This is a genomic window from Bifidobacterium thermacidophilum subsp. thermacidophilum DSM 15837, assembly GCF_000426425.1.
Classification (GTDB): Bacteria; Actinomycetota; Actinomycetes; order Actinomycetales; family Bifidobacteriaceae; genus Bifidobacterium; species Bifidobacterium thermacidophilum.
This window is the reverse complement of record NZ_AUFI01000007.1, coordinates 96,619-121,902: the sequence shown is the minus strand read 5'-3', so window position 1 is coordinate 121,902 and position 25,284 is coordinate 96,619. Positions and strand designations below refer to the sequence as shown.

Below are 25,284 nucleotides of genomic sequence, written 5' to 3'. Positions count from 1 at the left end.
TTGTTTTCATCGTCCCTTATTATCACTTAGCCGCTAAGTGATAATAAGGGACGATGTTATTATCAGTGGCTTTTCGCTGTTTGGTGTGGGTGGGCTGGTCGGGTGGAGGTGGCTGGTCGGGTAGTTTGGGGGTATGGATACCACGTTGTTGTTCACCGCCGCCTTGCAGTTGCCTGATCCCTGGAGGGTTTCGGGTGTGGAGTTGCGTGACGGGGAGGGCGGCAGGCGCGAATTGCGCATCACGATCGGCTTCGGGCCCGGCCCGCGTTTTTCTTGCCCGCATGCGGGGTGCGGGCGGGGGGCGTGCCCGATGCATGATGTCAGGGGCCGGGTGTGGCGGCACTTGAACTTCTTCCGGTACGAGGCGTTCATCCACGCGGGCGTGCCGCGCGTATCATGCCCCGGGCACGGCGTGCGTGCGGTGCGGGTGCCGTGGGCCCGTCCGGGCGGCGGGTGTATTTTGTCAAGTTGACTTGTACGGTGTCGTCACTTTTCCGGACAGTTCGTCGTTCATTCTGGACGGTTTGGGCTGTCCGGTTTCCTATTGGTGTTGTTTGGCTGTTTCACCGGTGAGTGGGTGTTCCTGTAGGATTCGCCGTGGAACCTGACGGTGCGCCCGTGGTGGACGATGTGGCCGCCGGCCGCGGCGGCCATGTCGCCGTCGCCGAACACGTCGCCCCACCTGCCGGATTCCAGGTTCGAGGTGAACACCACGCTCCTGGTCTCGTAGCTGTCGGCTATGACCTGGAACAGGAGGCGCGCGCCCTCGATGTCGATGGGCAGGTAGCCCAGTTCGTCGATGACCGGCGGTTCGGCCTTGCCGATCGCCTCGGGCTCGGTGTCGAGGCGGTTGTCGTGTTTGGCCTTGCGCAGGCGCATGACCAGGGACGAGGCCGTGAAGAACCCGGCCGGTATCATGTGTTTGCAGGCCGGTCCTCCCGATCGCGATGGCCAGGTGTGTCTTGCCGCATCCGACGTCCCCGTAGAGCACGAGGTCCTCGGCCCTGTCCACGAACTGGAGGCTGGCGGGCTGTTCGCGTCCCCAGTCGGCGGGGAACGAGGCCATGCCCCCCCGGTCGTATCCGTCGAGTGTCTTGGATTGAGGGAAGCCGGCCTGCCGGAGCAGGCGGGCGCGTTTGGATTCGGCCCTGCTGGCGTTCTCCATCCCTGGACAGGCCGGCGAGGAAGCCGAGCTGCCCGGGGGTGGCCTCGCCGCATGCCCGGCGGAGCACGTCCCGTGCCGGCGGCAGCGTCCGGGCGAGTTCCATGACCTGCCCGGGTGTGGCCTTCGGCCATCGCCGTCTGCCGGTGGGCGCCGTCGTGACGGGGGTATCGGTCGTGGTGGTGTCGGTCATCGTTCCTCCATGTATTTGTCGTATCTGGCCGGGTCCTGGCCGCCGGGCGTGTCATCGCCTTGCAGGATGCGTGCCGCGGTGGTCTCGATGGTCGCCCGGTCGACGGTGCGCCCGGCCTTGACGGTCGCGGCGACGGCGCCGGCCGCGGCCGGGAAGCCGTATGTCTCGCCGGCGTGCCGGATGTCCGAGATCAGCGAGGAGCGTTCCGGCGCGTCCATGCGGTCGAGCAGGTCGCGTACGGGTTCGGGGAAATCCCCGCGGATCGGGCTCTCGCCCCATGACCGGGGCTTGCGCGCGATGACCGCGAGCGGGGCCGCGGGGTCGGCCTGCGTTTCCGGCGAGCGTCCCCACACGCGTTCCAGGGTGGCGGTGTGCCCGCCGTCGGGGTCGCGCAACTCGATCTGGAAGACCCCCGCGCCGGCGTGCAGGCGCATGGAATGCCATTTCGGGCCGGCGAGGTACCGGTTCGAGTAGACCGGCACGGTCCCGGTGCGGTCCGCCTTCACCGAACGCCACTCGACCGGGTCGAACGCGGCGGACGGCAGCGGGAGCATATGCTCCTTCTCCGATTCGAACAGGCCGGCGACGGGCACGCCGAGCCGGTAATGGTCGGCCTGCGCGAGCCGTTCGCACGCGTCGAACCACGCGCGTCGCCGACGCCTGGTACCCCTCCGCCGACGGGACCGGCACCACCGGGTTGCGGCGCACGAACCCGACCGCGTTCTCCACGCTGCCCTTCTCGTTGCCCGGGTACGGGTTGCAGAACCTCGCCTCGAACCCGTACTGCGCGCAGAACCGCTGGAACATCACGGTCTGCGTGACCGTGCCGTCCGCGTTGCGGTGGCCAACGCCCGTGGCGTTGCCCGGACGCCACCACGCGCGGCGCCATCCCGACACGCGCGAACACCTCGCCCAGTCCGCGGCACACACCCCGACGTCTCGCCCGGCAACGCCGCGACATACCGCATGTTCGAATACGGGCACGAGACCACCAGGAAATGCACCACACGCTCCACGCCCGCGATCGACGCGCGCGCCTGGCCGGAAACCAGCCTGCGCGGTCCCCGGCGCCCACGCGAGCCGCGCGTACCCCTCCGACTCCGCGCGATGCCGCTCCCGCCACCGCTTGACCCAACGCCGCTCCGACGGATACGAGCCCTCGAACCCGCGGCTCGCGCAACCGCTGCCACACCCGCATGGCGGTATGCCGCTGCTTGCGCGGGAACCCGGGATCAGCGGCCGACCACCCCTCGACGATCTCGGCATACCACGAATCGATCAGAGTCCGCCCCGCCCGCCGGCCGCGGGGAGAAATCCTCCCTCGAGGCGTAACTCCGCCACCGTCGTTCGGGACACATGCAGCCCGCGCGCGATCCGCGCGTGGCCCGTGCCCTGTCCCTCCAACTGCCCGGTACGCTGTCGCACAGGCATCGATGTCACCGATCCTTTTTCCCCCGGGGAACCTCGAAAACGGTTACCGGCACCCGGGAATCCACCGGGAAACCGGACGGCATCGGTGCCCTATTCCGCAACCGACCACACCGTCCAAAATGAACGCCACGGCTGTCCAGAAAAAGTGACGAAACCGTCCACATCTAAGTGAACACAAACACCGTCCCATTCCCCCAAGCCCCCGCCAAAGCGACGGGGGCTTCGTCATATCCGAAACCGACTGAATGGAGACCATCATATGGCTAGTGAACTCATCGATTACGCGTGGGGCCACCCCGATCTCGCGCAAGTCAAGGCATCGGGGCGCGCTGGCGTGATCCGCTATCTGACCGGCAGCGGGGGCAAAGCCCTGTCCAAGGACGAGATCGCGCGGATCAAGACGGCGGGACTGACATTGACGCTCGTGTATGAGACCACCGGCACCACTGTCAAAGGCGGCCGGCAGGCGGGCGTCTCTGATGCCGCGGCTGCCCGCGGCGCGATGACCGCGCTCGGTCTGCCGGCCGGCCTCGTGTATTTCGCCGTGGACTACGACATGCAGCCGGGCGAATACGCCCTATTGGACGCCTATTTGGACGGCGCGGCCAGCGTCATCGGCAAAACGCATACGGGCGTGTACGCGGGCTACGGGCCGTGCGCCCATGCCATCGGCCGCGGCTACGCGGCATGGCAGACCTACGCGTGGAGCCACGGCCGAATCGCCCAGGGCATCAGGCTCTACCAGTACAAGAACGGGCAGCGTCTGGCGGGCGGCGAGGTCGACTTCGTGCGCACCAGCCTGGCCGACTACGGGCAAGTCGCATGGCAGCAAACCCCGGCAGTTCCTGCGGCGCCCGCAGCCAAAACCACGGCCGCCGTCGCGAGACTTGTGGTGGACGGCTCGGCGGGCCCGGCCACGATCCGCCGCTGGCAGCAGGTCATGGGCACCACCATCGACGGCGTCATCAGCGGGCAGATCAACAACGGCGGCGCCAGGCCGAACCTATATTCAGTGCAGTACGGCAAAGACGGCTCGAATCTGATCAGAGCCGTGCAACGCCGCCTCGGCCTTAAGGCAGACGGGCTCATGGGACCAGCCACCATCAAAGCCATCCAGAAACATCTAGGTGTCACGGCCGACGGCAGCTTCGGCCCCGCCACCGTCAAAGCCCTGCAAAACCGGCTCAACGCCGGCAGATTCTAAGGAGAAAACAATGACCACGCCAACCGAATCAACACCCGACGCCGCGCAAGACGCTGCCGCGAGCGAGAACGCGACCGCTCATACGCTCACGCAATGGATCAAGGCCGCCGGCGTCCGGGCAGTGAAGACGGCAGCCCAAGCCGCGCTCGGCATCATCCCCGCATCCGCCCTCACCATCGGCGGCGTCGACTGGCTCATGGTAGCCGGAGCCGCAGCACTGGCCGCCGTCATCAGCCTGATCACCAGCATCGCCGGCATACCCGAAGTCAGCAACGGCGACAACCTCAAACAAATCACCACCAACTAGCAAGCAAACGCCATCAAGACACAGCAGCCCTCATCTCTCTCACCGGAGATGAGGGCGATTTTCGCATTTTCAACTGTTATCTAACATAAAACGATGCACGTTGGCTCCCGAGGAAGACTCCCGCTGCGATATTGCTCGTAACAGATTATCCCCGTCTTCCTTGCCCGACCGATTAACGCAACGATCGACATTCCCCCATCCGCTTTTCCTCATGACAAAATCGAAGAGCGTGCTGTTCGCACCCATTGGCGATTCGGCATCGGCCCTGGGCAGGAAGCGGCGGTAGAATTGCTGCGTGAGTTCAAACTTGTTCAGAGGAGAGCATCATGCAGAGTAAATGGCTTGTTGCAAGAATTAATATCCCACCGGTCGGATTTAAGGCTAGGACTCAGGCTGACGGCTTGAGACGAATGGGGGTTGAGACATCTGAGTCGGCTATGCCTGGTAATGCAGCATACAATCTGCGAGAGAACGATGGTGATACGCCAGTTGAGGTTGTCTTCCTGACTGAGAACTCGAAGAACCTGGATCTGGTTTCTATCTCCCCGAATGGGCAATCCTTCATCCTTGAGCACTGGGACGGCGGCCGCAATGCGAATAACATCGGTGATCGTCGGCATACATTTGTCCGACCGGGACAAGGTGCGCCATACGAGTACCTCGGCGATTACTCCATAGCCGCACTCTTCCAGCGCAATGTCGAAACTGGTGAAAAGAACGTTGTTGAAACCATAGCTCTTTGGGAGAGAAAAGCCTAAGACTGGTCATTCTTTCACTCGATCTGTGACAGGTTCAGCGACAAGTCCAGCGGTTTCCATCGCGTTGAACCGCTCCGAGACGTCTGCATGCCGGTAATGCTCGACCATGGCGCCCGAATGGTGTGCCCATGGTCTAATTCGTCCTCGTGCATTAGTCTCGTCAGCCGTGCGAGCTGTTCGCCGTCCAATGCCCCCTGCGTCCACAGGTCGAGCGCGAACCGCTTTAGCGGCCAATGCGGATCCGGGCGCGCGTCAGCCTCATCGAAAGCGTCACGCAGGAGCTTGTGAATATCCTCAACCATGAAACAATCGTGCCAGCGCCCGGCTCCGCTCCCCCGCGAAATGCCGTTGATTTGGTCTTCGTCAGGATGGCGGTCATATGGCGGTCACAATCGACCCCTACCGCAATATGCCATATACCGGTTTCGGCCGGGCAGTAGGTGATCCCGGCCGGATTCGAACCGACGACCTTGAAATTAGAAGCTTCTGCTACTTTTTTCATACGCTATGATTATCCCTATGATTTTTCCCAACGCCATATAGCACAGGCAGACATTATTCATGTGGTATGAGATGTGGTAGTAGGATTGTTACTATCTGGAACATCAATGTTTCCAGTATTTCACGCATATGTCTGTCGAATCCCCCTAGCTCCACAAACAAGGTTTTCAGTAGGTTGCCGGAAGTCCTTTTTTTCTTGGGTTTTCCTCGTGTTTCCAATAGTTTGCAGCTGTTCTTCTCAATGATTCCATGTTGCGCATGGCATGATGTGGGCTAGCCGGTATTCCCAGACCGCCTGCTTTGCAAAGCGGCCGAGCGAACACCCAATCGCGCCGGCGAATCCCATACGTTGCGAAATCCAGGCCAAGCTCAACAGGAGGGCAACAGCTCGGCAGCGAACGCAATCATACGGAGGCGCACCCCTGGCAGGAAAACGAACGAAGAGGAATTCGGACCATTGCCTCGCGGCATCAACCATCTCGGCTTGACGGTGCCCAATGTGGACGAGGCTACTGAGATAAGGGGCTGCGGACGTTTTCTTGGAGATGGTTTAGGCCATTAGCCCTTGTTGCATTCTATAGTGTACGGGACTTTTCCATCCCAGGGATTGTTTGATGCGTTGGTGGTTGTACCAGTGCATGGTCGTGTCGACGTGTTCCACGACCTGCGCGCAGGTCAGTTTCTCCCAGTATTCGGGGTAGACCGCCTGAGGTTTTCATGCGGCCGAAGAATCCCTCGGCGGCGGAGTTGTCCGGGGAGCAGCCCTTCCTGCTCATGGAGCGGATGATACCGTGCTCCTGGCAGATCCGGATCCACTCGGGCCACCGGTAGTGGCAGCCACGATCTGAGTGCACGATCACCCTGGTATCATCGGGCAGGGTTCCGATCGCCTTTCTGAGCATGGTGTTGGCCAATCGGGCGTTCGGGTGTAATCCCCTCGTGTAGGCGACGATCGTGCCGTCGTAACAGTCGATCATGGGCGAGACATACACTTTGCCGTCACACGCCTTGATCTCGGTGATGTCGGTCAGCCACCTCATATTGGGTTCTTTGGCACTGAAATCCCGGTGGATCAGGTTGTCGGGGGCTGGCGTGCTCTCACCCTGGTAGGAGCTGTAACGCCTGCGGTGGGGGATACGAGCCACCAATCCCTCCTGCCTCATGATCCGGCGTACCACCTTCTCCGATACCCGCAGACCCAGAGCGTGATGAAGCCTACGGTAGCCGTAGCGTGAGGACGACTCCTTGAACAATGCTCTCACGCGTACGCGGATATCCGAGTACTTATCCCCATCTCTTCGAGCGTGGTGATAATGGTAGCTGCTCAAGGGGATCGTGAGCCTGCGGTCCAAACAGTGCAGTGAAAACGTCGGGTGAAGCCGGTCGATCAGCCTGGTCTTCTCCCGGTTCGAAAGGCGCCCCAGGCTGGCGCCTGGGTCTTTTTTTACCACGTTGACCACCTGGCGCATCAGCGCATGCTCCAGCTCAAGTTCTCTGATCCGACGGTGCAGCTCACCAACATCATCAGAAACAGGGTGAACCCCGGGTTTCTCTTCTTCGGGCATCGGGGACCTCCTTTGGGGTTGCAATGCTGCCATACCACCCTCACGATACAAGGCCATCCAATGATTCACCACGCCAGCACTGACACCCAACTGCGCCGCCGCTGCCTGCTGTTGCAAGCCGGTAAGACACCGGCGTACGGCTCTCACCCGCATGGAGAGCGGGATGATTGGCTTGGGGATTCTCTCCATATACCGGGGATCCTGGTGCAGCCAGCGTTCCAAACACTGACGCGTGGGATAACCTAGATACTCCACGACCTGCTGGGTCGTCATACTAGTGGAGAGATACAACTCCACAGCACGACCACGCTCCTCTTGACTGAACATAGAATCCTCCCGTTCAACCTCCAAGAAAACGTCCGCAGCCCCTGACCGCCCGGTTTCTTGCGCAAATTTGCTGGTGCTTGTTGAAGTGGTGGGGCATGGCTTGTCGCCTGTGTACGATTCCGGTCGCCAAACCATTAACCGCTCTAGAAAAGCAGGCGACAGAACCATGCCCAAACAAATTCTACAGGTGAACCAGGCCATGTTCGAGACCAAGCTGGATCGGATGGTCAGTGCGAAGGTCACCGAGATCCTCAACCGGATGCTGGACGCTTCAGGCCGTCGAGATCACCGGTGCCGCACGCTACGAGCGCTCCGGTGGCAGGAAGGCGTATCGTGCCGGTCATTACGAGCGAGATCTGACCGTCAAGGCCGGAAAGATGGCAGTGAGGGTGCCCAAGCTCAAGGGGGCGGTCTTCGAGTCGGCGGTTATCGAACGCTACCGTCGCCGGGAGGAGTCGGTCGAGGAAGCGCTGATCGACATGTATCTGGCGGGTGTCTCCACCCGTCGGGTCGACGACATCAGCCAGGCCCTGTGGGGTTCGCGGATGCCGCCGAAAAACGCAGACTGCGGTCCGAGGCGGCCGCGGACAGGCGCCGCAAGGCGACGATCTTCACGAAGGCGCGCTATCTCGACAGATCGGATGTGACCCCAAGGAATCCGCAACCGAACGGACCCGTTCTTCGGTCGTTCGACTGCGGAGTGAACGTGAATCTGACCGGCGACCCTGAGCATCAGGGCATCCTGTCGCGCTACGGATACGACGCCTGGCTCTGGGTGACCATCCGACGGGGCGCGATACGAACGGGCTCACATGCCGGGGAGGCGACCTGCTACGTCCGTCTTGACGGACAGGAGGTGGGTTTTCTCTCGGCACATCAGATGATGACACACTCCGGTCAGCTACCCGCCGATGGCACGGTGATGCTTGCCCATATCCCCAACAGCAGCGACGACAGAAACCGCCACCGGTGGCGGCTCAGAATCCAGCTGCCGGAAGGGGATGCGGAGAATGCGTCCGACTCCGATGTTCCCTGATACTTCGTCAGATCGCGTCATCGCCAATTCCCGTCATGCATACGGGAATTGGCGATGACGCCGTCGACGACGCCCCGATCTATGATCGCCCGCACCCTGAGCAACGGGAATCGGACGCACGTATGCTCAGTACGCATGCTCAGTACGCATAGCGGCTAGACTGGAGAAGTGACTACAAGTGCATCATCATCCGCGGTATCCGTGGAATCCTCAGTCTCCCCTGCCGACGATGATCGCGTCGCCGTGTACATCGATTTCGACAACATCCTCATCTCACGTCGTAACCAGGCGCAGGAGCATCAGGGCATGGACCCGTCCATCGATCTGGACGCCATCATCGATTTCTGCTCGTCGTTCGGCATCGTCGCCACGAGCCGCGCATACGGCGACTGGTCGCGCACCGAGACCTGGCCGTACCGCCAGCGCCTGCTCAGCCGGGCGGTCGACACCATCCAGATGTTCACCACCTCCGGCAAGGTGAAGAACGCTGCGGACATCCGACTCGCCATCGACGTCATCGAGGACCTCTATCTTCTCCATGACATCACCGACGTGGTGATCGTGGCCGGCGACTCCGACTACATCCCCCTCGCCCAGCGCGTGCGCCGCATGGGACGCAAGGTGATCGGCATCGGCGTGGCCGGATCCATCAGCCGCCTGCTCGCCGCCGCCTGTGACGAGTTCTACGACTACGATGAACTGCCCGGGCTGTACACCGACGGCGGTGAAGACGAGGAGACGGCGACTGAAGAAAACGACAAGGCGGGGTGCGTGGACCACGACTTGCGCCGATCCGACCATGCGAGCATGACGGGCAAGTCCGCGGAGACGAAGCACCCGGCCACGGAGACGACCGACTCGCATGTCTCCCGCCGGAACGGGCCGAAGCCCTCCCCCGCATCCGACGAAGCGGGGAAGACGTCCGGAACCGGCGCCGTCTCAGCTGCGCGGGATGCGGCATCCAGGAGCGCGACGCCGAAGAAGGCTCCCGACGACAACGGCAACACGGCGCTCGTCTCGAAGTCGCGCGCCACGCAGCTGCTGCTGCGTGCACTGACGTACTTCACGTCGAAGACCGAGGAGGAATGGCACAACGCCTCGAAGGTGAAGAACCAGATCCTGCGCATGGAGCCCGGCTTCCAGGAGTCCGCGCTCGGCTACTCGACCTTCACGAAGTTCGTCGAATCACGGCAGGGCCAGGTGGAGATCCGTCGCAACGGCAACATCACCGAGCTGCGTCTGCGCGACAGGCGGCGGTGACCAAGGCGGTTCCAAACCGGAGACGGCATTCGAGTCATGGGGCGGCAGGGAAAGAAAACGGGGAAAGAGGTCAATGGTGGAGTCCATATCAGAATCGGACGATGAACAAACGCCACGTTCCCGTCATGCCATCGGCCGCTACGGAAGGCGGGCGGCGAAACCGCGTCGTGCGGGATTGCGGATCAGACCATGCCCGGAGACGTGACCGGATCCTTCCTTGTCGTGAGAACCCTCAATCCAGGAATCCCGGGAATCGTGAGCGCGAAGAGCAAAATCCCGATAATCACATGACGAGCGTCGGCACGATGGAGAAATCCAGCACCACGACGACACCATGAATACCGGCGAAGGAACGACGGGCAGCGGGCATCAGCCGGATGCCTCGTCTCATGAGATTTTCACCTTTCCCCCATCGGGCTTTCTTATATTTCATGTTATTAAATGACTAAACTATTATTAAAATGACTAAATAGTTTGAATTAAATATTTTCAGCGCATATGCTTATCGACGCACGCCACAAGGTCGCACGCAATCGACGCCAGATCGATAGAAGTCTATAGGCCGCGGCAATGGCAGAAAAAGGCAGATAACGTCCGGTTTTTTGCGCAGATTGGTTGGTGCTTGTTGAAGTAGTGGGGCATGGCTTGTCGCCTGTGTACGATTTCAGTCGCCAAACCATTAACCGCTATGAGAAAGCATGCGACGATAACCATGCCCAAACAAATTCTACAGGTGAACCAGGCCATGTTCGAGACCAAGCTGGATCGGATGGTCAGTGCGAAGGTCAACGAGATCCGTGGGCCGGATGCTGGACGCGGAGGCCGACGAGATCACCGGTGCCGCACGCTACGAGCGCTCCGGTTCCAGGAAGGCGTATCGGGCCGGTCATTACGAGCGTGAACTGACGGTCAAGGCCGGAAAGATGGCGGTGAGGGTGCCCAAGCTCAAGGGGGCGGTCTTCGAGTCGGCGGTCATCGAACGCTACCGGAGGCGGGAGGAGTCGGTCGAGGAAGCCCTGATCGACATGTATCCGGCGGGCGTGTCCACGCGTCGCGTCGATGACATCAGCCAGGCCCTGTGGGGCGAGCGGATGCCGTCGCAGACCCTGTCGGACCGGTTGAAGAAAGTATATGTCCGGATCGACCAGTGGCGGCAGCGCCCGTTGCAACAGCCCTACCCGTATGCGTTCATGGACGGCGTGTGGCACAAGCGTTCGTGGGGCGGGGCGGTCGAGAACGTGAGTGTGCTGGTTGCTATCGGCGTCGGGTCGGACGGGCACCGCGAGGTGATCGGCGTGGCGGAGGGATTGACAGGAGGACGCGACCAGCTGGCGGAACTTCATCGCTTCCCTGATCGCACGGGGTCCGGGAGGCGAGCGGATGGTGACCGGCGACCGATGCGCCGGACTGGTGGACACCGTCGGCGAACTGCCGCCCGAAGCCCGCTACCAACGCTGCATGGTGCATGCCATGCGCGGGCGTGCTCGCCAGGGCCGGCCCACGGCACACCCGATGGGCCGGCGACGCGCTGAAAGCGATCTTCGCCATGGAGTCACGCGAATCGGCGCCGGCCAAGGTCGAACAGGTCGCCTCCGAGATGGAGGAGCGGAAACTCAGGGAAGCCGCCACGTGCCTGCGCGAGGGCATTAACGAAACCACCACGTACCTGCTGAACGACTATCCCGTCGAGCATCGTCGGCGTATCCGCACCACCGACATGATTCGGACGGTTGAACCGGGAGATCCGCAGGAGAACCCGCGTCGTGGGCGCTTTCCCCGATGGTAGGAGCGCGTTGATGCTCATCACCGCTAGGATCCGATACGTCACCGACGACGACTGGTCCACCCGACGCTGCCTGGACATGTCCCGACTCGGCGACGCCATACAGGAAGCGAACTGAAAACGCACACAGGAGACAAAACCCAAAGTGCGCAAGAACCCAGGCACTACCTCGACATACGTGAGGATGTCGACCACCGGTGCACCAACGCGATCCTCGAGGGATTGAACGGCATCATCCAACACATCGAAACCCGAGCCCGCGGCTTGCGCGACATGGACTACTTCTCCACGATGATCCACCCGACCCGCGGCAAGCTCGACCTAGCCACCGTCACCATATAACCAGCCCACCCACACCAAACAGCGAAAGGCCTTATCAGTTACGGGCTAAGTGATAATAAGCGCGAATTGGGGGTCGCTGTGTGAGGATTGGCTCGCACGGTGGTGCTCCCGGACATTGATGCCGGCTTCGGAGCATAAGCCCGGGGGCAGTATGTGAGGATTGGCTCACACGGTGGCGCTTCTGACCATCAATGTCGGTTCGTAGTAGGGGTTCAAGGGTCGCTGTGTGAGGATTGGCTCGCAATCTGACGGGTTGGGCGGTTCAGGTTTGGTGATTTGGTTTGGTCGGGGGTCATCGTGTGAGGATTTCCTCGCATGGTGGCGGTGCTGATGGTTCGGGTCGTGTGGTCTGGTCGGTGAGACGGTCGTTGTGGCACCCCGCCCACGCCTGCGTTGCCGACAACCGCACGTACCCCCGCGTCAATACGCCGGCAACATGATGATTGACTGAAGAGCCCGCGCCCGAAACCTTTGCACCTCCTCAGAGCAACCCAGCAAACCCGCGCAATTCCGCCGATTTCAGTCTGTCGCGTCCACAATGTGGACACAAATCATCTCATGATAAGACCGCCGAAAAGTTCAATATAAGGACAAGCCATTTACATATCCGCAATTCTCGCGTATAAAGGGAACCCAGCAATAGATTGAGAAGAGGTTTACCCGAGTAAGGCCAAAAGCCCGAAGAACCTTTGCCTGACGGCGTTTGACGGATTCACCCGATCACGTGTCGCGCACGTCTGTGGCATTCAGAATCAGCATTTCATGCGACATTCTGACCAATTCTCACGATTATCCCCCAGAATCTTTTGTAGAGAGGAAGATTCCTGATGAACGCAAAGTTCTTCGGCAAAACGACCGCCATCGCGGCGGCCGCGGCCATGATGATGTCCATGGCGGCCTGCTCCGGTGGCAGCATGGACGATTCCAACAGCTCCGCCGGCGCAGCCAGCGGCAACACGATCACGCTCGGCAGCATCACCACGAATTCCGGCACCGCCGCAGCGTACGGCGAGGCTGAGCTCAAGGGCTTCAAGCTGGCCATCAGCGAGATTAACGCCAAGGGCGGCCTGAACGGCAAGAAGATCAAGCTGGAAAGCATGGACGACAAGGGCGACGCCACCGAAGCGTCGAACGCCTTCAACAAGCTGGCCGGCGACAGCAATGTCCTCGCCGTGCTCGGCCCGACGATCTCTTCCACCACTGCGGCTGTTGCCCCGCTGGCCGACCAGTCGAAGCTCCCGGCCATCGCACCGGCGGCGACCTCCGATTCCATCGCCACCGGCGGCTACCTGTTCCGCACCTGCTTCAAGGATTCCTACCAGGGTGAGATCGCAGCCAAGTTCGCCGCCGAGACCCTGAAGGTCAAGAAGGTCGCCGTGCTCTACGGCACCGGCGACCCGTACTCCTCCGGCGTGGGCAAGGCCTTCGCCGCGGCGGCCAAGAAGGCCGGCCTCGACGTGGTCGACGAGGAGAACTCCTCCAGCGCCGACGACACCGAGTACTCCTCGCAGCTGCAGAAGATCCAGGCGTCCGGCGCCGAGTTCCTGTACGCGCCGTACTACTATTCGGTCGCCGGCCCGTACATCATCCCGCAGGCCCGCGCCCTCGGCTACAAGGGCTACGTCATGGGCCCCGACGGCTACGACGGCCTGAAGCTCACCGGCGACAAGTCCCAGTACGACAAGGTGCTGTACACCACGCACTATTCGCCTGACGACACGTCGAACACCAAGGTGCAGGACTTCATAAAGTCCTACAAGAAGGCCAACAACAACCAGGAGCCGAACACCTTCACCGCGCTCGCCTACGATTCCGTGTACATGTTCAAGCAGGCCTACGATAAGGCCGGCAAGAACGCGACCCGCGAGCAGGTGCGCAACGCGATTTCCGGCATGTCCTTCAGCGGCGTGACCGGCAAGTTCACGCTCGACAAGAAGGGTTCGCCGAACAAGTCCGTGATCGTTCTTGAGCTCAAGGACGGCAAGCCGACGTATCGCACCACCATCCAGCCGTCCACCAAGTGAGGCCGGTCGCCGCCCACGCCGGATACCCGACGCGGTGAGGCAACCAATCCCGCAGGAGAGGGTCGTTTTCGGCCCTCTCCATTCGCGTACTAGTCGCCTTTTTCAGGCGACATCACGCTTACATACATATAGCTTTACGCTTGCGTTCGCTGATTCGCTGATTGACTGAGTCAACGATTGACGCACATTTCGTACGCATTCACACACATCCACATACACACACACGAAAGGAGGAATGATGAGCGGTTTCGTCATGTTCATCAGCCAGATTTTCAACGGCCTGAAGATCGGCAGCGTGTACGCGCTCGTGGCGCTCGGCTACACGATGGTCTACGGCATCATCCGACTGCTGAACTTCGCCCACGGCGACTTCATCATGATCGGCGCATATACGCTGATGCTCAGCATTCCAGCACTCGCCGTCATGGGCTTGCCCGCATGGACGGCTGTCATTCCCGCAACCTTGGTCTGCGCGCTGGTCGGCGTGCTCGTCGAACGCCTGGCATACAAGCCGGTGCGCGAGAAGGGCAACAGCATGACCGCCCTGATCACCGCCATCGCCATGAGCTTGCTGCTCGAAAACGGCTCGCAGGCGATTTTCGGTGCCGACTACAAGACCGTCCCCACTATCGTTTCCATTCCGACCCTGACCATCGGCCAGCTGAAGATCGACGGCGCGACCATCGTATCCATCGTGCTCGGCGTCATCATGATGGTCGCCATGCAGCTGTACGTCAAGCGCACGAAGCAAGGCAAGGCCATGCGTGCGGTGTCCGAAGACAAGGAAGCATCCCTGCTCATGGGCATTAACGTGAACGGCACGATTACCCTGACCTTCGCCATCGGCTCGGGTCTCGCCGCCATCGCCGCGCTCATGTACTGCGTGTCCTACCCGCAGGTGTCCCCGACAATGGGCATGATGCTCGGCCTGAAAGCCTTCGTGGCGGCTGTGCTCGGCGGCATCGGCTCGATTCCTGGCGCTATGGTCGGCGGTTTGGCGATCGGCCTGATCGAAAGCCTGACGAAAGCCTATATCGGCACGATTACCGGCGGCGTGATCACGTCCGCGTTCTCTGACGCGATCGTGTTTGCGATTCTCATCATCGTGCTGCTCGTACGCCCGTCCGGCCTGATGGGCGAGCCTGAGACGGAGAAGGTGTGACGATGAAGAAATCCGCGCTTTCCATGAAACAGTCCTATATCGTGTGCGCTGTGGGTATCGCCGTGCTGTTCGGCCTGCTGATGGCGGTATGCGAATCCGGGGCCGCGAACACGTATATCAAGGGCATCCTGATGACCTGCTGCATCGCGGTCATCATGACCACGTCCCTGAACCTGACGGTCGGCGTGCTCGGCCAGCTGACACTCGGCTGCTGCGGTTTTGAGATGATCGGCGCCTACTCCGCAGCCCTGCTCAGCAAGCTGATTGTCGCCAAGGGCATCGCGATGGACCCGACCGCTCGCTTTTTGCTCACGATTTTCGTGGGCGCTGTAATCGCTTGCATTTTCGGCATTCTGGTCGGTATTCCGGCGCTACGTCTGCATGGCGATTACCTGGCGATTATCACCCTCGGCTTCGGCGAGATTATCCGCGTCGTGCTGCAGAACATCCCCGCCGCCGGCGGTGTCGGCCTTGATAAGGGCCAGGCCGGTCAGGCGCTTATCGGCATCGACCGTATCGCCAACCTGTACGTGGTGTTCTGGATCACCGTGATCACTGTCGTGCTGCTGTTCATGTTCGCGCGTTCCCGCTACGGCCGTGCGGTCAAGGCGATCCGTGACGATGAGATCGCGGCCAGCGCATCCGGATTGAACGTTACGTACTTGAAGGTGCTCGTGTTCGCGATTTCCGCGTTCTTCGCTGGACTTGCCGGCGGCATTTACGCACAGTACATGGGTTCGCTCACCCCGGCGTACGCAGGCTGGCTGCAATCCACGAACTACGTGATCATGGTCGTATTCGGCGGCATGGGTTCGCTCACCGGCTCGATCCTGTCGGCCATCGTGCTCACGATTCTGCCGGAGGCGCTGCGCGCGTTCTCCGACTACCGCATGCTCGCCTACTCGGTGGTGCTGGTCGTGTTCATGATCTTCCGCCCGCAAGGCATCTTCGGGTCCTGGGAGTTCTCGCTGCCGAAGCTCATCAACCGCATCGTCTACCGCAACGGTCGTGGCGGCGCGGCGAAGGCGGCCATCGCGGCGGAGGGCGCTGCAACCGCGGCCGCGACCGAAGTCGAAACCGCTGAATCCGCCGGAAAGGAGGCGTGAGATGGCTGAACAACCGGTTCTGCGCGCCGAACATCTCGGCATCACCTTCGGTGGCCTGCGCGCTGTCGACGATTTCAACATGACCATCAACAAGGGCGAGCTTGTTGGCCTGATCGGCCCGAACGGCGCCGGCAAGACGACCGTCTTCAACCTGCTCACCGGCGTGTACAAGCCCACCGACGGCGAATTCTGGCTGGACGGCGAGAAAATGAACGGCAAGAAGACCTACCAGGTCGTGCGTGCCGGCATCGCCCGAACCTTCCAGAACATTCGACTGTTCAAGCAGATGACCGTCGAGGAGAACGTGCTTGTCGCGTTCAACGAATCCTTCAGCTACCACATGGGCGGCGCGATCTTCCGCACCCCGCGCTTCTGGCGCGAGGAACGCGAGATGCACCAGAAAGCCATTGATTTGCTGCGGATTTTCAAGCTCGAGGGCCTCGCCCAGACGCAGGCGGCGAACCTGCCGTACGGCGCCCAGCGCAAGCTCGAAATCGCGCGTGCACTTGCGACCGGCATGAAGCTGCTGCTGCTTGACGAGCCGGCTGCCGGCATGAACCCGACTGAGACCGAGGACCTGCTCGAATGCATCAACACGATTCGCGACCGGTTCGGCATCGCGATTCTGCTGATCGAGCATGATATGAGCCTCGTGATGAACGTGTGCCAGCGCATCCAGGTGCTTGATTACGGGCGCACGATCGCATCCGGCCTGCCTGAGGAGATTGCGCACAATCCGCGCGTGATTTCCGCTTACCTCGGCAGTGACGAGGATGAGGATGACGCGGCTGATGAGGCTGAGGGCGATGCGGCTGCGGACGGTAACGTGGCTGATGGCAAGGAGGAGCACGATGCTTGATATCAAGAACCTGAGCGTATCCTATGGTGCCATCGACGCGGTCAAGGACATCAGCCTGCACGTGGATGACGGCGAGATCGTGTCGTTGATTGGTGCGAATGGCGCCGGCAAGACCACGACCCTGCACACCATCACTGGGCTGGTGCCGGCCAAATCCGGCAGCATCATGTTCAACGGCCAGGACCTGCTGAAAACCAAGGCGAACCGGATTGTGACTCTCGGCATGGCGCACGTGCCCGAAGGCCGCCACGTGTTCACCCGCATGAGCGTGCAGGAGAACCTGGAGATGGGCGCGTACAGCCTCAAGGACACCTCGCATGTGGCTGAGGATCTGGACAAGGTGTACACGTATTTCCCGCGGCTCAAGGAGCGTCGTCGCCAGCTGGCGGGCACGCTCTCCGGCGGTGAACAGCAGATGGTCGCGATGGGCAGGGCGATGATGAGCCGGCCGAACACCATTCTGATGGACGAACCGTCGATGGGCTTGTCGCCGAAGCTGGTCAAGGAGATTTTCCGCATCATCGAAAAGCTGCACGATGAAGGCATCACCGTGTTGCTGGTCGAGCAGAATGCGAAAATGGCTCTGTCGATTGCCGACCGCGCGTACGTGCTGGAAACCGGCCGCATCACCATGGAAGGCAAGGCCAGCGATCTGCTTCATGACGAGAAGGTGCGCAAGGCGTATCTCGGTGCGTGAGTGCCGGTTGCGCTGATGGTAGGCGCAGGCGGGTGAAGGGGGAGTGACGGGAACCTAGCGTGGGTTCCGGTCGCTCCCCTTTGCTGTTGTTTGGGGGTTTGGGGGTTGTTAGAGGGTCGTTTGGGTATTTGGGTCGGTTGGGGTTGCCGATTCTGTCCGTGGCGTGACTGCCCGGTCGCACCACACCGCACTACTCCTTGCACACGTCAACCCAGTCGTCGGCGCTGGAGATGTCGTAGAGTTCGTCGGGCGTGAGCTTGACCGCGCTGTGGTCGTCGCCGCCCGCGGGGTAGACGGTGTCGAATTCGCGCAGGCTGCGGTCGAGGTACACGCGCACGCCGTCCTTGATGCCGAATGGGCACACGCCGCCCGGCTCGTGCCCGATATATGCGTCCACTTCGCCGAAGGGGATCATGCTCGCCTTGCTGTGGAAAGTGGCCTTGTACTTGCGATTGTCGACGCGCGCGGTGCCTTTGGCCACAATGATGATCGGCTGACCGTCAAGCAGGAACGACAAGGATTTCGCGATGCGTTCGGGTTGCGTGCCGAGTGCCTGTGCCGCTTCGGCGACGGTGCCGCTGGCGGCTTCCAGCACGATGATTCGGTCGCCGTACCCGTGTGATGCCAAATAATCGTGCGCGTTGTCGAAAGACATGCCTGCTCCTTGTCTGTGGTTGTGCGGTGCCGTGTGGCCGGTCGGGTGCGGCGCGATGGCCGAGCATACCCCCGTGACTGCAACCGTTTGCATGCATACTGTTGTATACAGGGAATCGGCCTGTCGTGTAAAGCTGCGGTGAACGGAATGTTGTTGTAGACACGCCGGCGAATCCGCTATTTGTGAAGATTTCCAATTCGTCAAACGTTTGACTTCGGTGGTACAAGCAATCGTTTGCATGCAAAGGGTGTATAATGGAATCACCTTGCTGGTTCGTTGGTGAACCGGCAAGGAACGAAGAACCTTATTGTAAGGAGAGATTATGAAGAGTGTTCAGAACGCACTGAACCGTCGTAAGAAGGGCGAGAAGGGCTTCACCCTGGTGGAGCTGCTCGTCGTGGTCATCATCATCGGCATCCTGGCCGCTGTCGCCGTGCCGATCTACCTGAACCAGCGCAAGTCCGCGTGGAAGTCCTCGGTCCAGTCCGACGTGAAGAACGCGTCGCTGGCACTGGAGACCATCTCCACGAATAACAATGGAAAGATTTCCATTGCAGGAAAACAAGACTGCACTCATCCTTCCTGCGTCGTTACCGTTGATGCTAAAACTGGTGCGCTGACTTTCCATGCTTCTGGTGATGGCGAGAAAATTACCGTGTCTAACGGTAACACCTTGACCTTTGAAGCAGGATCAAACGCGAATACCTACAAAATTACTGGCAAAAATGAGAACCTCGGCACTGAGAATATCGTCTACGAGTCCTCGACCGGTTCCATGACCACCAACAAGTGATAGTTGACGGTAGCTCTACTCTATCGTGAACTTCTTATTCCGAGGTTTGGCCCCGCACGTGTTATGGCGTGCGGGGCCAAACCGTATCTAGTCAGCTGTGTTGCGCAGCCGACGGCGTCATCGCTGAACCCGGTTGCCAGACGCTGCCACCAAGTAAGGCGGCATTTGGGAACCAAGGTTATTGCTGAGAATCTTCGCAGGCGTTGTAATCGTATGCGTGTCGGGGGTATCGGGGGCGTTGGGTTGATGCTCATGTCTTCTCGAAGCCGGGCGTAGCCAGCTTTCCGTACGGTGTGGGGCTGTCGTTTACGAGTATGCCATGTACGCGTACGTCGACGGATGACAGGAGATTCTGGATCCCGCCATTTCACTGAGTGTTCCGGTCGGCTGCACATGTCATTGAATGCGTGACAGGACGGTATGTCCACAGCAGTAGCCTCAGTTTCGGCAAACACACGATTCGTGTATGATAGTGGTATCTTCGGCGACTCACAGTGAGTCAAAAGGAGATATCAAGTTTTCACCCCGAGGAAGGAGTGTATGATGACAAGCGTTCGACATGCACTGAATCGTCGTAAGAATGGTGAGAAGGGCTTCACGTTGGTGGAGCTGCTCGTCGTGGTCATCATCATCGGCATCCTGGCCGCTGTCGCCGTGCCGATCTACCTGAACCAGCGTAAGTCCGCGTGGCGCGCGTCAGTGGAATCTGATGTGAAGAACGCGTCGCTGGTGCTGGAGACAATCGCCGAGGACAACAATGGTGAGATTGTCGTATCAAGTGGTGGGTTTACGTGCCCTCCCGCGTGCTATGTCAGTGTCAATGAAAAAGCCCCCGGTACGTTGAATGCCTTTGAAGACGATCATGATAATGGCCAAAAGATTGTAGTGTCCAAAGATAATACATTGCAGATTATGCAAGACGGCAAGAACGAGTACAGGATTCTCGGTTGGAACTCGAGTCTCGGTGGAACCGTCGATAAGCCGAATGTGACCTACAGGTCTTCAGACGGCACATTGAGTACGAACTGAGTCTGCAAGGCACAGTAGATTTCCGCACTCAACGGCAGTAAGCCTGCCGATTTCAAATTCCGAGTGGGCCCGCGCATTGCAAAGCGCGGGCCCACTTGTAGTATGCCGGTATTCCGGGTGCCGGTACATTCCTAGTACATTTCTGGTGCATTCGGCCTACCGCACTCCGGCTGCCAATTCTTATCCGTCGAATGCCCATACCCGTCAGCAGCGAACGCGGATGCGCGGTAGACTGCTATGAGACCGGCAATGAAGTCCGGCACGGACACGGAGGCGTTCTCATGGATGAGACACAACGCGCGACAATGCGCACCACCGCTGAATCAGCGGCACCAGACGTATCAGACGCTACCGTCATGGCGGCGGCAAGCACGCACCAGGCCGCACAACAACAACCCCCGGCAGACACGACTGCAACCGGACCGCAATCACTGCCCGGCTCCAAAATCCGCGCATTCGCCATCGGTCAGTTCGGCTGGGCGCTCCTGTCCGGCATCATCTCCAACTGGCTCGTGTACTTCTACCAGCCGGACGCCGAAACCATCCGCCAAGGCCAAACCGTCTTCGTGCCGCAAGGCCTCGCCATTCTCGGCATCGTAACCGTGGTCGGCGGCATCACCGCCTTCGCGCGGTTCTTCGACGCGTTCGTCGACCCGGCAGTCGCCAGCCTGTCCGACCGCTGCCGTTCCCCGCGCGGCCGCCGTATGCCGTTCCTGCGTCTCGCCGCGCTACCGCTCGCCATCATCACCGTGCTCGTGTTCTGGAGCCCGATCAACGGCACCAGCTGGCTGAACGCGGCCTTCCTGTTCGTCGCCGTCATCGCCTACTACGTGGCGCTCACCTTCTACTGCACGCCATACAACGCGCTGATCGCAGAACTCGGCCACAACTCCAAGCAGCAGCTCGCCATCTCCACCGCCATCTCGTTCACATGGGTCGCTGGTACTGCGCTGGCTTACGTTGCGCCCGTCATCTGGGGTGCGTTCGTGCCGTCCATGGGCCGTGTGCCTGCCATTCGGCTCACCTTCACATTGATGGCGATCGTCGCGTTCATCTGCATGCTCGTTCCGCCGCTCGCCATTGACGAGAAACGCTACGTGCGCTCGCAGCCGACCAGCGAATCGACGCTGGAATCGTTGAAGCAGACCTTCGGGGACGTGCAATTCCGCCGTTTCGTAGGGTCTGACGTGATCTACTGGGTTGCGATCACCACGTTCCAGACCGGGCTGCCGTTCTTCGTGACCAGTCTGCTGAAACTGCCTGAATCCGTGACCACCGTGTACTTCGTGCTCATGACCGCGGTATCTGTGCTGTTCTACGTGCCGGTGAACATGCTCGCGAACCGGGTGGGCAAGAAGCGGCTGCTGCTCATCGCGTTCGTGATCTTCACGGTTGCGTTCGCCTTCGCGGGGTTGCTTGGATCCGGCGTGATCAGTGCGATTCCGCCAATGGTGCAGGGCGTGCTGCTGTCGGTGGTCGGTGCGGTGCCGATGGCCGCGTTCGGTATTCTGCCGCAGGCGATTGTCGCGAACATCGCGGACGCCAGCGCGAAGACCACCGGTCAGGACCGTCAGGGCATGTTTTATGCTGCTCGCACCTTCGCCATGAAGATGGGACAGAGCGTGGCGATGTTGCTGTTCACCGGCGTGAGCACCATCGGCGCGGCGGCAGGGACCGGCTACCGTGTCGCGGCGATCTGCGCGGCCGTGTTGTGCGCAATCGGCGGCTTCATCTTCGCGTTCTACGACGAGCACAAGGTGCTGGCTGTGCTGGAATCGTGAGTGAGGCGCGGCGGTGTGCCGCGGTGCTGGTGTGCCGTCATGCTGGATACCCACCCGCCGTGCGACTGTGTGGTTGTACGGTGGGTGGATTGGTTTGGTTGTCGGAGTGGTTGGCGGGGTATCTGCCTGTGGTGTGACTGGGCGGTTGCATGGCGGGCTGGTGTGGCCGTGATTCGGCTCGTCGGCCCACTAAGCCCGCCGGACACCGCCCCACTAAGCCGCCGGTCCGCACCCGCCTCGCCCGCTACGCCGCGATCATCGTCCACAGCAGGTCAGTCATCTTCACCGCCCAGGATGCGCTCGTCTCTTCGGTGAGTGCATGGTTCGCCATCATCGAGCCGATGATGGTCGCGAAGATGAAGCCCAGATCCAAGCCGCTCCGGAACACTCCCGCCTGCTGCCCGCGGATGAAGAAGTCGCTGACGTGCTGCTTGACCGGCTGAATCACCTGCGCGACAATCTGCTCAAAATACCCGTTGCTCGCAGACAGCACCACGCCGACGGCTTTCAACCCGATTTCCTCATCGAACTGGCTGGTGATGGATTCGAGCATGCGACGCAGATTGCCACGATTCGGCTCGAGATCCGCGGTATCGAGGATGCTCTCGGGCCATTGCATGGTGCGCAGACGATGCAGCATGTCGTCGGTGTTGCGATACCGGCGGTAAATCGTGGTTTTGGCGACTCCACTACGCCGCGCCACTTCCTCGATGGTCACCGCCCCGATGCCTTGTGACGCCACGATTTGCAGTGTCGCTTGCAGGATTTTCCGGTCGGTTTCCTCACGACGCCGTTCGCCGCGTTGCAAATGCGCTTGAATATGCGCTCGCGACTGGGCTCGTTGCGCCGCCCGTTTCGGGGTCTGCGCCGAAGCCACCGCCGTGACAGTCGCCTGTTCCAACGTGGTTGAGGCGTCGAGCCGTCTCGATGCTGACGAATTGTCGTCCATGATGTTTCTCTCCCGCTCTCTTCTTACTCTCTGTTCGCTCGTCCGCCTGCCGCACGCTCCCACCATGCGACTTGCCGTATGACCTGCCGCGCGAGCCCCACGTACGGACTCGGTCGCCGCATCACCTACTGCGCATCACCTACTGCGCATCACCTACTGGATGACATTGGTCGCCTCGAGCGTGTGCGCGTACCAGCGGTTGAACCGCATGACCGGCTTGCGGATCACCAGTCCCACAAGCAGCGCCGGGATGATGAACAGCGCCAACTTGCCCATGGCAATCCAATAGTCGTTGTTGTAGATGCCTGCAATCGCCGCTCGCATCGCCATAATCGAATGCGTGGCCGGCAGGAACGGGCTGATCCACGTGATGAAATCAGGCAGCACCTGCAACGGGTAGCCGCCGCCGGAGCCGGAAATCTGCATGGCGAGCATGATGACGCCGATCGCCTTGCCGACGTTGTAGAAGCTCACGACCATCGCATACATGAAGAACGAGTAGACCAGCGAGCTGAGCCACCCGCTGAGCATGAACAGGAGTGGGTGCACGGCATGCACGCGCAGGAACAATAGCGTGCCGCCGCATGAGAAGGTACTTTGCAACAGCCCCAGCACCGCGAACACTCCGTAATGCCCGAAGAACAGGACTCTGGGCTTCGGGTCGCCAAGCTCTTTGCGGATACGCGCCGACACTTGCGTCTTGAGGGTCACCGCCATCAGTAGCGCGCCGACCCACAGGGGCAGGAAGGTGTAGAACGGCGTGAGTCCAGCGCCGAAGGTCTCCACGGGGAATAGCGCCTTACGGTTGAGTTTCACCGGTGCCGCAAGCGACGCGGCCAGCGTTTCCGGATTATTGCCAAGCACGCTGCGCACCTCGCTCATATCACCGCTGTTGAGCGCCTGCGCCAGCTTGCTGTTCAAATCATTCAGTTTGGTGCTGTTCTTCTCGAGCAGCTGCGCGGTGGATGTCAGCACGCTGCGCATGTTGGACAGCGCTTTACCAGCTGTTTTCGACGTGGAATCGAGGTCGCTGAGCGTGGAGTCCAAAGTGTCCGATCCACTGGCGAGCGTGGATGTCACGCTGGAGATCGACCCACTGATTGACGTGATTTGCGGCTTGATTTCCTTGGTATAGCTGGTTTTCAGGCCGCTGATGGACTGCTTGGCTTGTTTGGCGAGTCCGCTGATTTCGGCACGTTTCGCTTCTGCATCGGTTTTCCCGGTGTCGATGGCGGTCGCCGCGGTATTGATGGCGTCGCGCACCCGGGTTTGCGCGCTGATCGCCGTGTCAAGCTGCTTGACGATGTTGTCGCGGGCGGTGACCAGTCGATCGTGCGCAGCGGTGTCGGACATGTCGGGCACGGTGATGCCCGCGATACTGTCCCTGAGCGCTTGGAATTCCGTGATTTGCTGGTCGACAATGCCCGCCTGTCGTTTGAGCCCCGCGGACGCGTCCGATGCACCCGTCCCCGCACTGTCGAGCGTGGAGTCGATGGAATCAGCGACAGCCTGATAGCTTGAACTTGAGTTGGTGAACGCCGTGGTCAGGGCTTTCGACGCCGTGTTGAGAGCGCTGGTGATGTCGCTGGTGCCCTGCTTGGTGTCTTTCAGCGAGCTGCTTGCACTTTTCGCGCTCGCAGAGACGCTGTCCACGAGTTGGTCGGAACTGGAAATCAAGGATTGCGCGGTGTCGGTAAGTCCGGCGAAGGTGTTGAGCATGGATGCGGCGTCGCCCAGTTGCGTCGCCATATCGCCCACATTCGCGTTGAAGGTGGTGAGCAGTTTCGACGCCTTTTCGCTGCCAAGCTCATCGGACAGGTCGCTGGCGACGCTCAGCGCGACCGTGGCGATGGTCTGGGCGAAGGTCTGGTTGACTTGCGCAGCCACCTGATCGGCACCCTGTCCGGTGATTTTCGGGGCGACGGCGTTGATTTTCTCGTTCGTGTAGTAGGTGAGTTTCGCATGCTGCACGTCGTCGGAGAAGAACGTCATCATGTCCTTACTGAAACTGGAGGGGATGACTACGGCCGCATAATATTTGCCGGATTTCGCTCCGTCAATCGCATCGTCCTTGGTGGTGATGGTCCAGTCGAGCTGATCGTTGGCTCGCAGCGCGTTGACCACGCTGTCACCGACAGTGACCTTCACCGGGACAAGGCTGCTCTTATATCCCTTGTCGGTGTTGGCGACGGCGATTTTCAACTGGTTGAGGTTGGCGAACGGGTCCCAAGCGGCGGCGACGTTGAACCAGGTGAACAGGCCGGGGATGACGACAAGCCCGATCACGATGATTACCGAGACAACATTGCTGAACATGCGCCGCATATCACCGGTGAAAAGTTTCCATGCTGTTTTCACTG

The 25,284-nt window shown here is 60.6% G+C and carries 19 protein-coding genes and 6 pseudogenes; 17 read left to right on the top strand and 8 right to left on the bottom strand.

Annotated features, from left to right (window positions below; translation table 11 throughout):
* Window positions 1–133 precede the first annotated feature (133 nt).
* Window positions 134–463: pseudogene (locus K315_RS10660) on the top strand (transposase family protein); the annotation flags it as partial.
* A 47-nt stretch (window positions 464–510) separates the two neighbouring features.
* Here the strand turns inward: K315_RS10660 and K315_RS10925 are convergent.
* Together K315_RS10925 and istA are read right to left on the bottom strand one after the other, a co-directional pair.
* Window positions 511–1,268, bottom strand: a pseudogene (locus K315_RS10925) (ATP-binding protein).
* 83 nt (window positions 1,269–1,351) lie between these two features.
* Window positions 1,352–2,786: pseudogene (istA, locus tag K315_RS09250) on the bottom strand (IS21 family transposase).
* A gap of 259 nt (window positions 2,787–3,045) precedes the next feature.
* Here istA and K315_RS09900 point away from each other — a divergent pair.
* The 3 genes from K315_RS09900 (at window position 3,046) to K315_RS0102910 (ending at window position 5,055) form a co-directional block, all read left to right on the top strand.
* Window positions 3,046–3,990: a glycoside hydrolase domain-containing protein gene (locus K315_RS09900; RefSeq protein ID WP_052316531.1), complete on the top strand. Its 945-nt coding sequence runs from the start codon at window positions 3,046–3,048 to the stop codon at window positions 3,988–3,990.
* A 10-nt stretch (window positions 3,991–4,000) separates the two neighbouring features.
* On the top strand, window positions 4,001–4,297 hold the full coding sequence (locus K315_RS09235; RefSeq protein ID WP_029576109.1) for a holin: 297 nt from the start codon (window positions 4,001–4,003) through the stop codon (window positions 4,295–4,297).
* A 326-nt stretch (window positions 4,298–4,623) separates the two neighbouring features.
* Complete coding sequence (locus K315_RS0102910) at window positions 4,624–5,055, top strand: hypothetical protein (protein WP_029576108.1); 432 nt, start codon at window positions 4,624–4,626, stop codon at window positions 5,053–5,055.
* A 223-nt stretch (window positions 5,056–5,278) separates the two neighbouring features.
* On the opposite strand, the gene K315_RS10355 is transcribed toward K315_RS0102910, so the two are convergent.
* The 3 genes and pseudogenes from K315_RS10355 to K315_RS09230 all read right to left on the bottom strand — a co-directional run.
* A complete protein-coding gene (locus K315_RS10355) occupies window positions 5,279–5,557 on the bottom strand; it encodes a hypothetical protein (protein ID WP_152571471.1) in 279 nt (92 codons plus the stop codon).
* A 549-nt stretch (window positions 5,558–6,106) separates the two neighbouring features.
* Window positions 6,107–6,196 carry an IS3 family transposase gene (locus K315_RS10885; RefSeq protein ID WP_331343331.1) on the bottom strand — a complete coding sequence of 30 codons (90 nt, stop codon included), beginning with the start codon at window positions 6,194–6,196 and terminating at the stop codon, window positions 6,107–6,109.
* A 130-nt stretch (window positions 6,197–6,326) separates the two neighbouring features.
* Window positions 6,327–7,274, bottom strand: a pseudogene (locus K315_RS09230) (IS3 family transposase); the annotation flags it as partial.
* A 340-nt stretch (window positions 7,275–7,614) separates the two neighbouring features.
* On the opposite strand from K315_RS09230, the pseudogene K315_RS10145 reads away from it, so the two are divergent.
* The 10 genes and pseudogenes from K315_RS10145 to K315_RS0102850 all read left to right on the top strand — a co-directional run.
* Window positions 7,615–7,999 (top strand): annotated as a pseudogene (locus K315_RS10145) (transposase); the annotation flags it as partial.
* Window positions 7,981–8,484, top strand: coding sequence for a hypothetical protein (locus K315_RS0102895; protein WP_029576106.1), 504 nt, complete (start codon window positions 7,981–7,983; stop codon window positions 8,482–8,484). The pseudogene K315_RS10145 and the gene K315_RS0102895, both read left to right, overlap by 19 nt.
* 168 nt (window positions 8,485–8,652) lie before the next feature.
* Window positions 8,653–9,744 (top strand): NYN domain-containing protein, encoded by a 1,092-nt coding sequence (locus K315_RS0102890; protein WP_029576105.1) that lies wholly within the window; start codon window positions 8,653–8,655, stop codon window positions 9,742–9,744.
* 712 nt (window positions 9,745–10,456) lie between these two features.
* Window positions 10,457–11,645: pseudogene (locus tag K315_RS10140) on the top strand (IS256 family transposase).
* The gene (locus K315_RS10920; protein WP_081666366.1) at window positions 11,564–11,869 is read left to right on the top strand and encodes a transposase; all 306 of its coding nucleotides are present in this window, start codon (window positions 11,564–11,566) and stop codon (window positions 11,867–11,869) included. The pseudogene K315_RS10140 and the gene K315_RS10920 overlap by 82 nt, the downstream one beginning before the upstream one ends.
* A gap of 827 nt (window positions 11,870–12,696) precedes the next feature.
* Window positions 12,697–13,893 carry an ABC transporter substrate-binding protein gene (locus K315_RS0102870; protein WP_029576104.1) on the top strand — a complete coding sequence of 399 codons (1,197 nt, stop codon included), beginning with the start codon at window positions 12,697–12,699 and terminating at the stop codon, window positions 13,891–13,893.
* Between the two features lie 238 nt (window positions 13,894–14,131).
* Window positions 14,132–15,055 (top strand): branched-chain amino acid ABC transporter permease, encoded by a 924-nt coding sequence (locus K315_RS0102865; RefSeq protein ID WP_015449691.1) that lies wholly within the window; start codon window positions 14,132–14,134, stop codon window positions 15,053–15,055.
* 2 nt (window positions 15,056–15,057) lie between these two features.
* Window positions 15,058–16,161 carry a branched-chain amino acid ABC transporter permease gene (locus K315_RS0102860; protein WP_029576103.1) on the top strand — a complete coding sequence of 368 codons (1,104 nt, stop codon included), beginning with the start codon at window positions 15,058–15,060 and terminating at the stop codon, window positions 16,159–16,161.
* A gap of 1 nt (window position 16,162) precedes the next feature.
* Window positions 16,163–17,020, top strand: coding sequence for an ABC transporter ATP-binding protein (locus K315_RS0102855; RefSeq protein ID WP_029576102.1), 858 nt, complete (start codon window positions 16,163–16,165; stop codon window positions 17,018–17,020).
* Complete coding sequence (locus K315_RS0102850; protein WP_029576101.1) at window positions 17,013–17,717, top strand: ABC transporter ATP-binding protein; 705 nt, start codon at window positions 17,013–17,015, stop codon at window positions 17,715–17,717. Before K315_RS0102855 ends, K315_RS0102850 begins: the two co-directional genes overlap by 8 nt.
* Before the next feature lie 190 nt (window positions 17,718–17,907).
* Here the strand turns inward: K315_RS0102850 and K315_RS0102845 are convergent, their stop codons facing one another.
* Window positions 17,908–18,372, bottom strand: a complete 465-nt coding sequence (locus tag K315_RS0102845; RefSeq protein WP_029576100.1) for a YbaK/EbsC family protein — start codon at window positions 18,370–18,372, stop codon at window positions 17,908–17,910.
* A gap of 322 nt (window positions 18,373–18,694) precedes the next feature.
* Between K315_RS0102845 and K315_RS0102840 the strand changes: the two genes are divergently transcribed.
* The 3 genes from K315_RS0102840 to K315_RS0102830 all read left to right on the top strand — a co-directional run bounded on the left by K315_RS0102840 (window position 18,695) and on the right by K315_RS0102830 (window position 21,975).
* Complete coding sequence (locus K315_RS0102840; RefSeq protein ID WP_029576099.1) at window positions 18,695–19,165, top strand: prepilin-type N-terminal cleavage/methylation domain-containing protein; 471 nt, start codon at window positions 18,695–18,697, stop codon at window positions 19,163–19,165.
* A gap of 540 nt (window positions 19,166–19,705) precedes the next feature.
* The gene (locus tag K315_RS09895) at window positions 19,706–20,194 is read left to right on the top strand and encodes a type II secretion system protein (RefSeq protein ID WP_274518220.1); all 489 of its coding nucleotides are present in this window, start codon (window positions 19,706–19,708) and stop codon (window positions 20,192–20,194) included.
* Window positions 20,195–20,499: 305 nt separating this feature from the next.
* Entirely contained in the window at window positions 20,500–21,975 is a 1,476-nt protein-coding gene (locus K315_RS0102830) for an MFS transporter (RefSeq protein WP_420796743.1), read from the top strand.
* A gap of 244 nt (window positions 21,976–22,219) precedes the next feature.
* On the opposite strand, the gene K315_RS0102825 is transcribed toward K315_RS0102830, so the two are convergent.
* Both K315_RS0102825 and K315_RS0102820 read right to left on the bottom strand, forming a co-directional pair.
* A complete protein-coding gene (locus K315_RS0102825; protein WP_029576096.1) occupies window positions 22,220–22,924 on the bottom strand; it encodes a TetR/AcrR family transcriptional regulator in 705 nt (234 codons plus the stop codon).
* Window positions 22,925–23,077: 153 nt separating this feature from the next.
* Complete coding sequence (locus K315_RS0102820; protein WP_029576095.1) at window positions 23,078–25,282, bottom strand: YhgE/Pip family protein; 2,205 nt, start codon at window positions 25,280–25,282, stop codon at window positions 23,078–23,080.
* Window positions 25,283–25,284 lie beyond the last annotated feature (2 nt).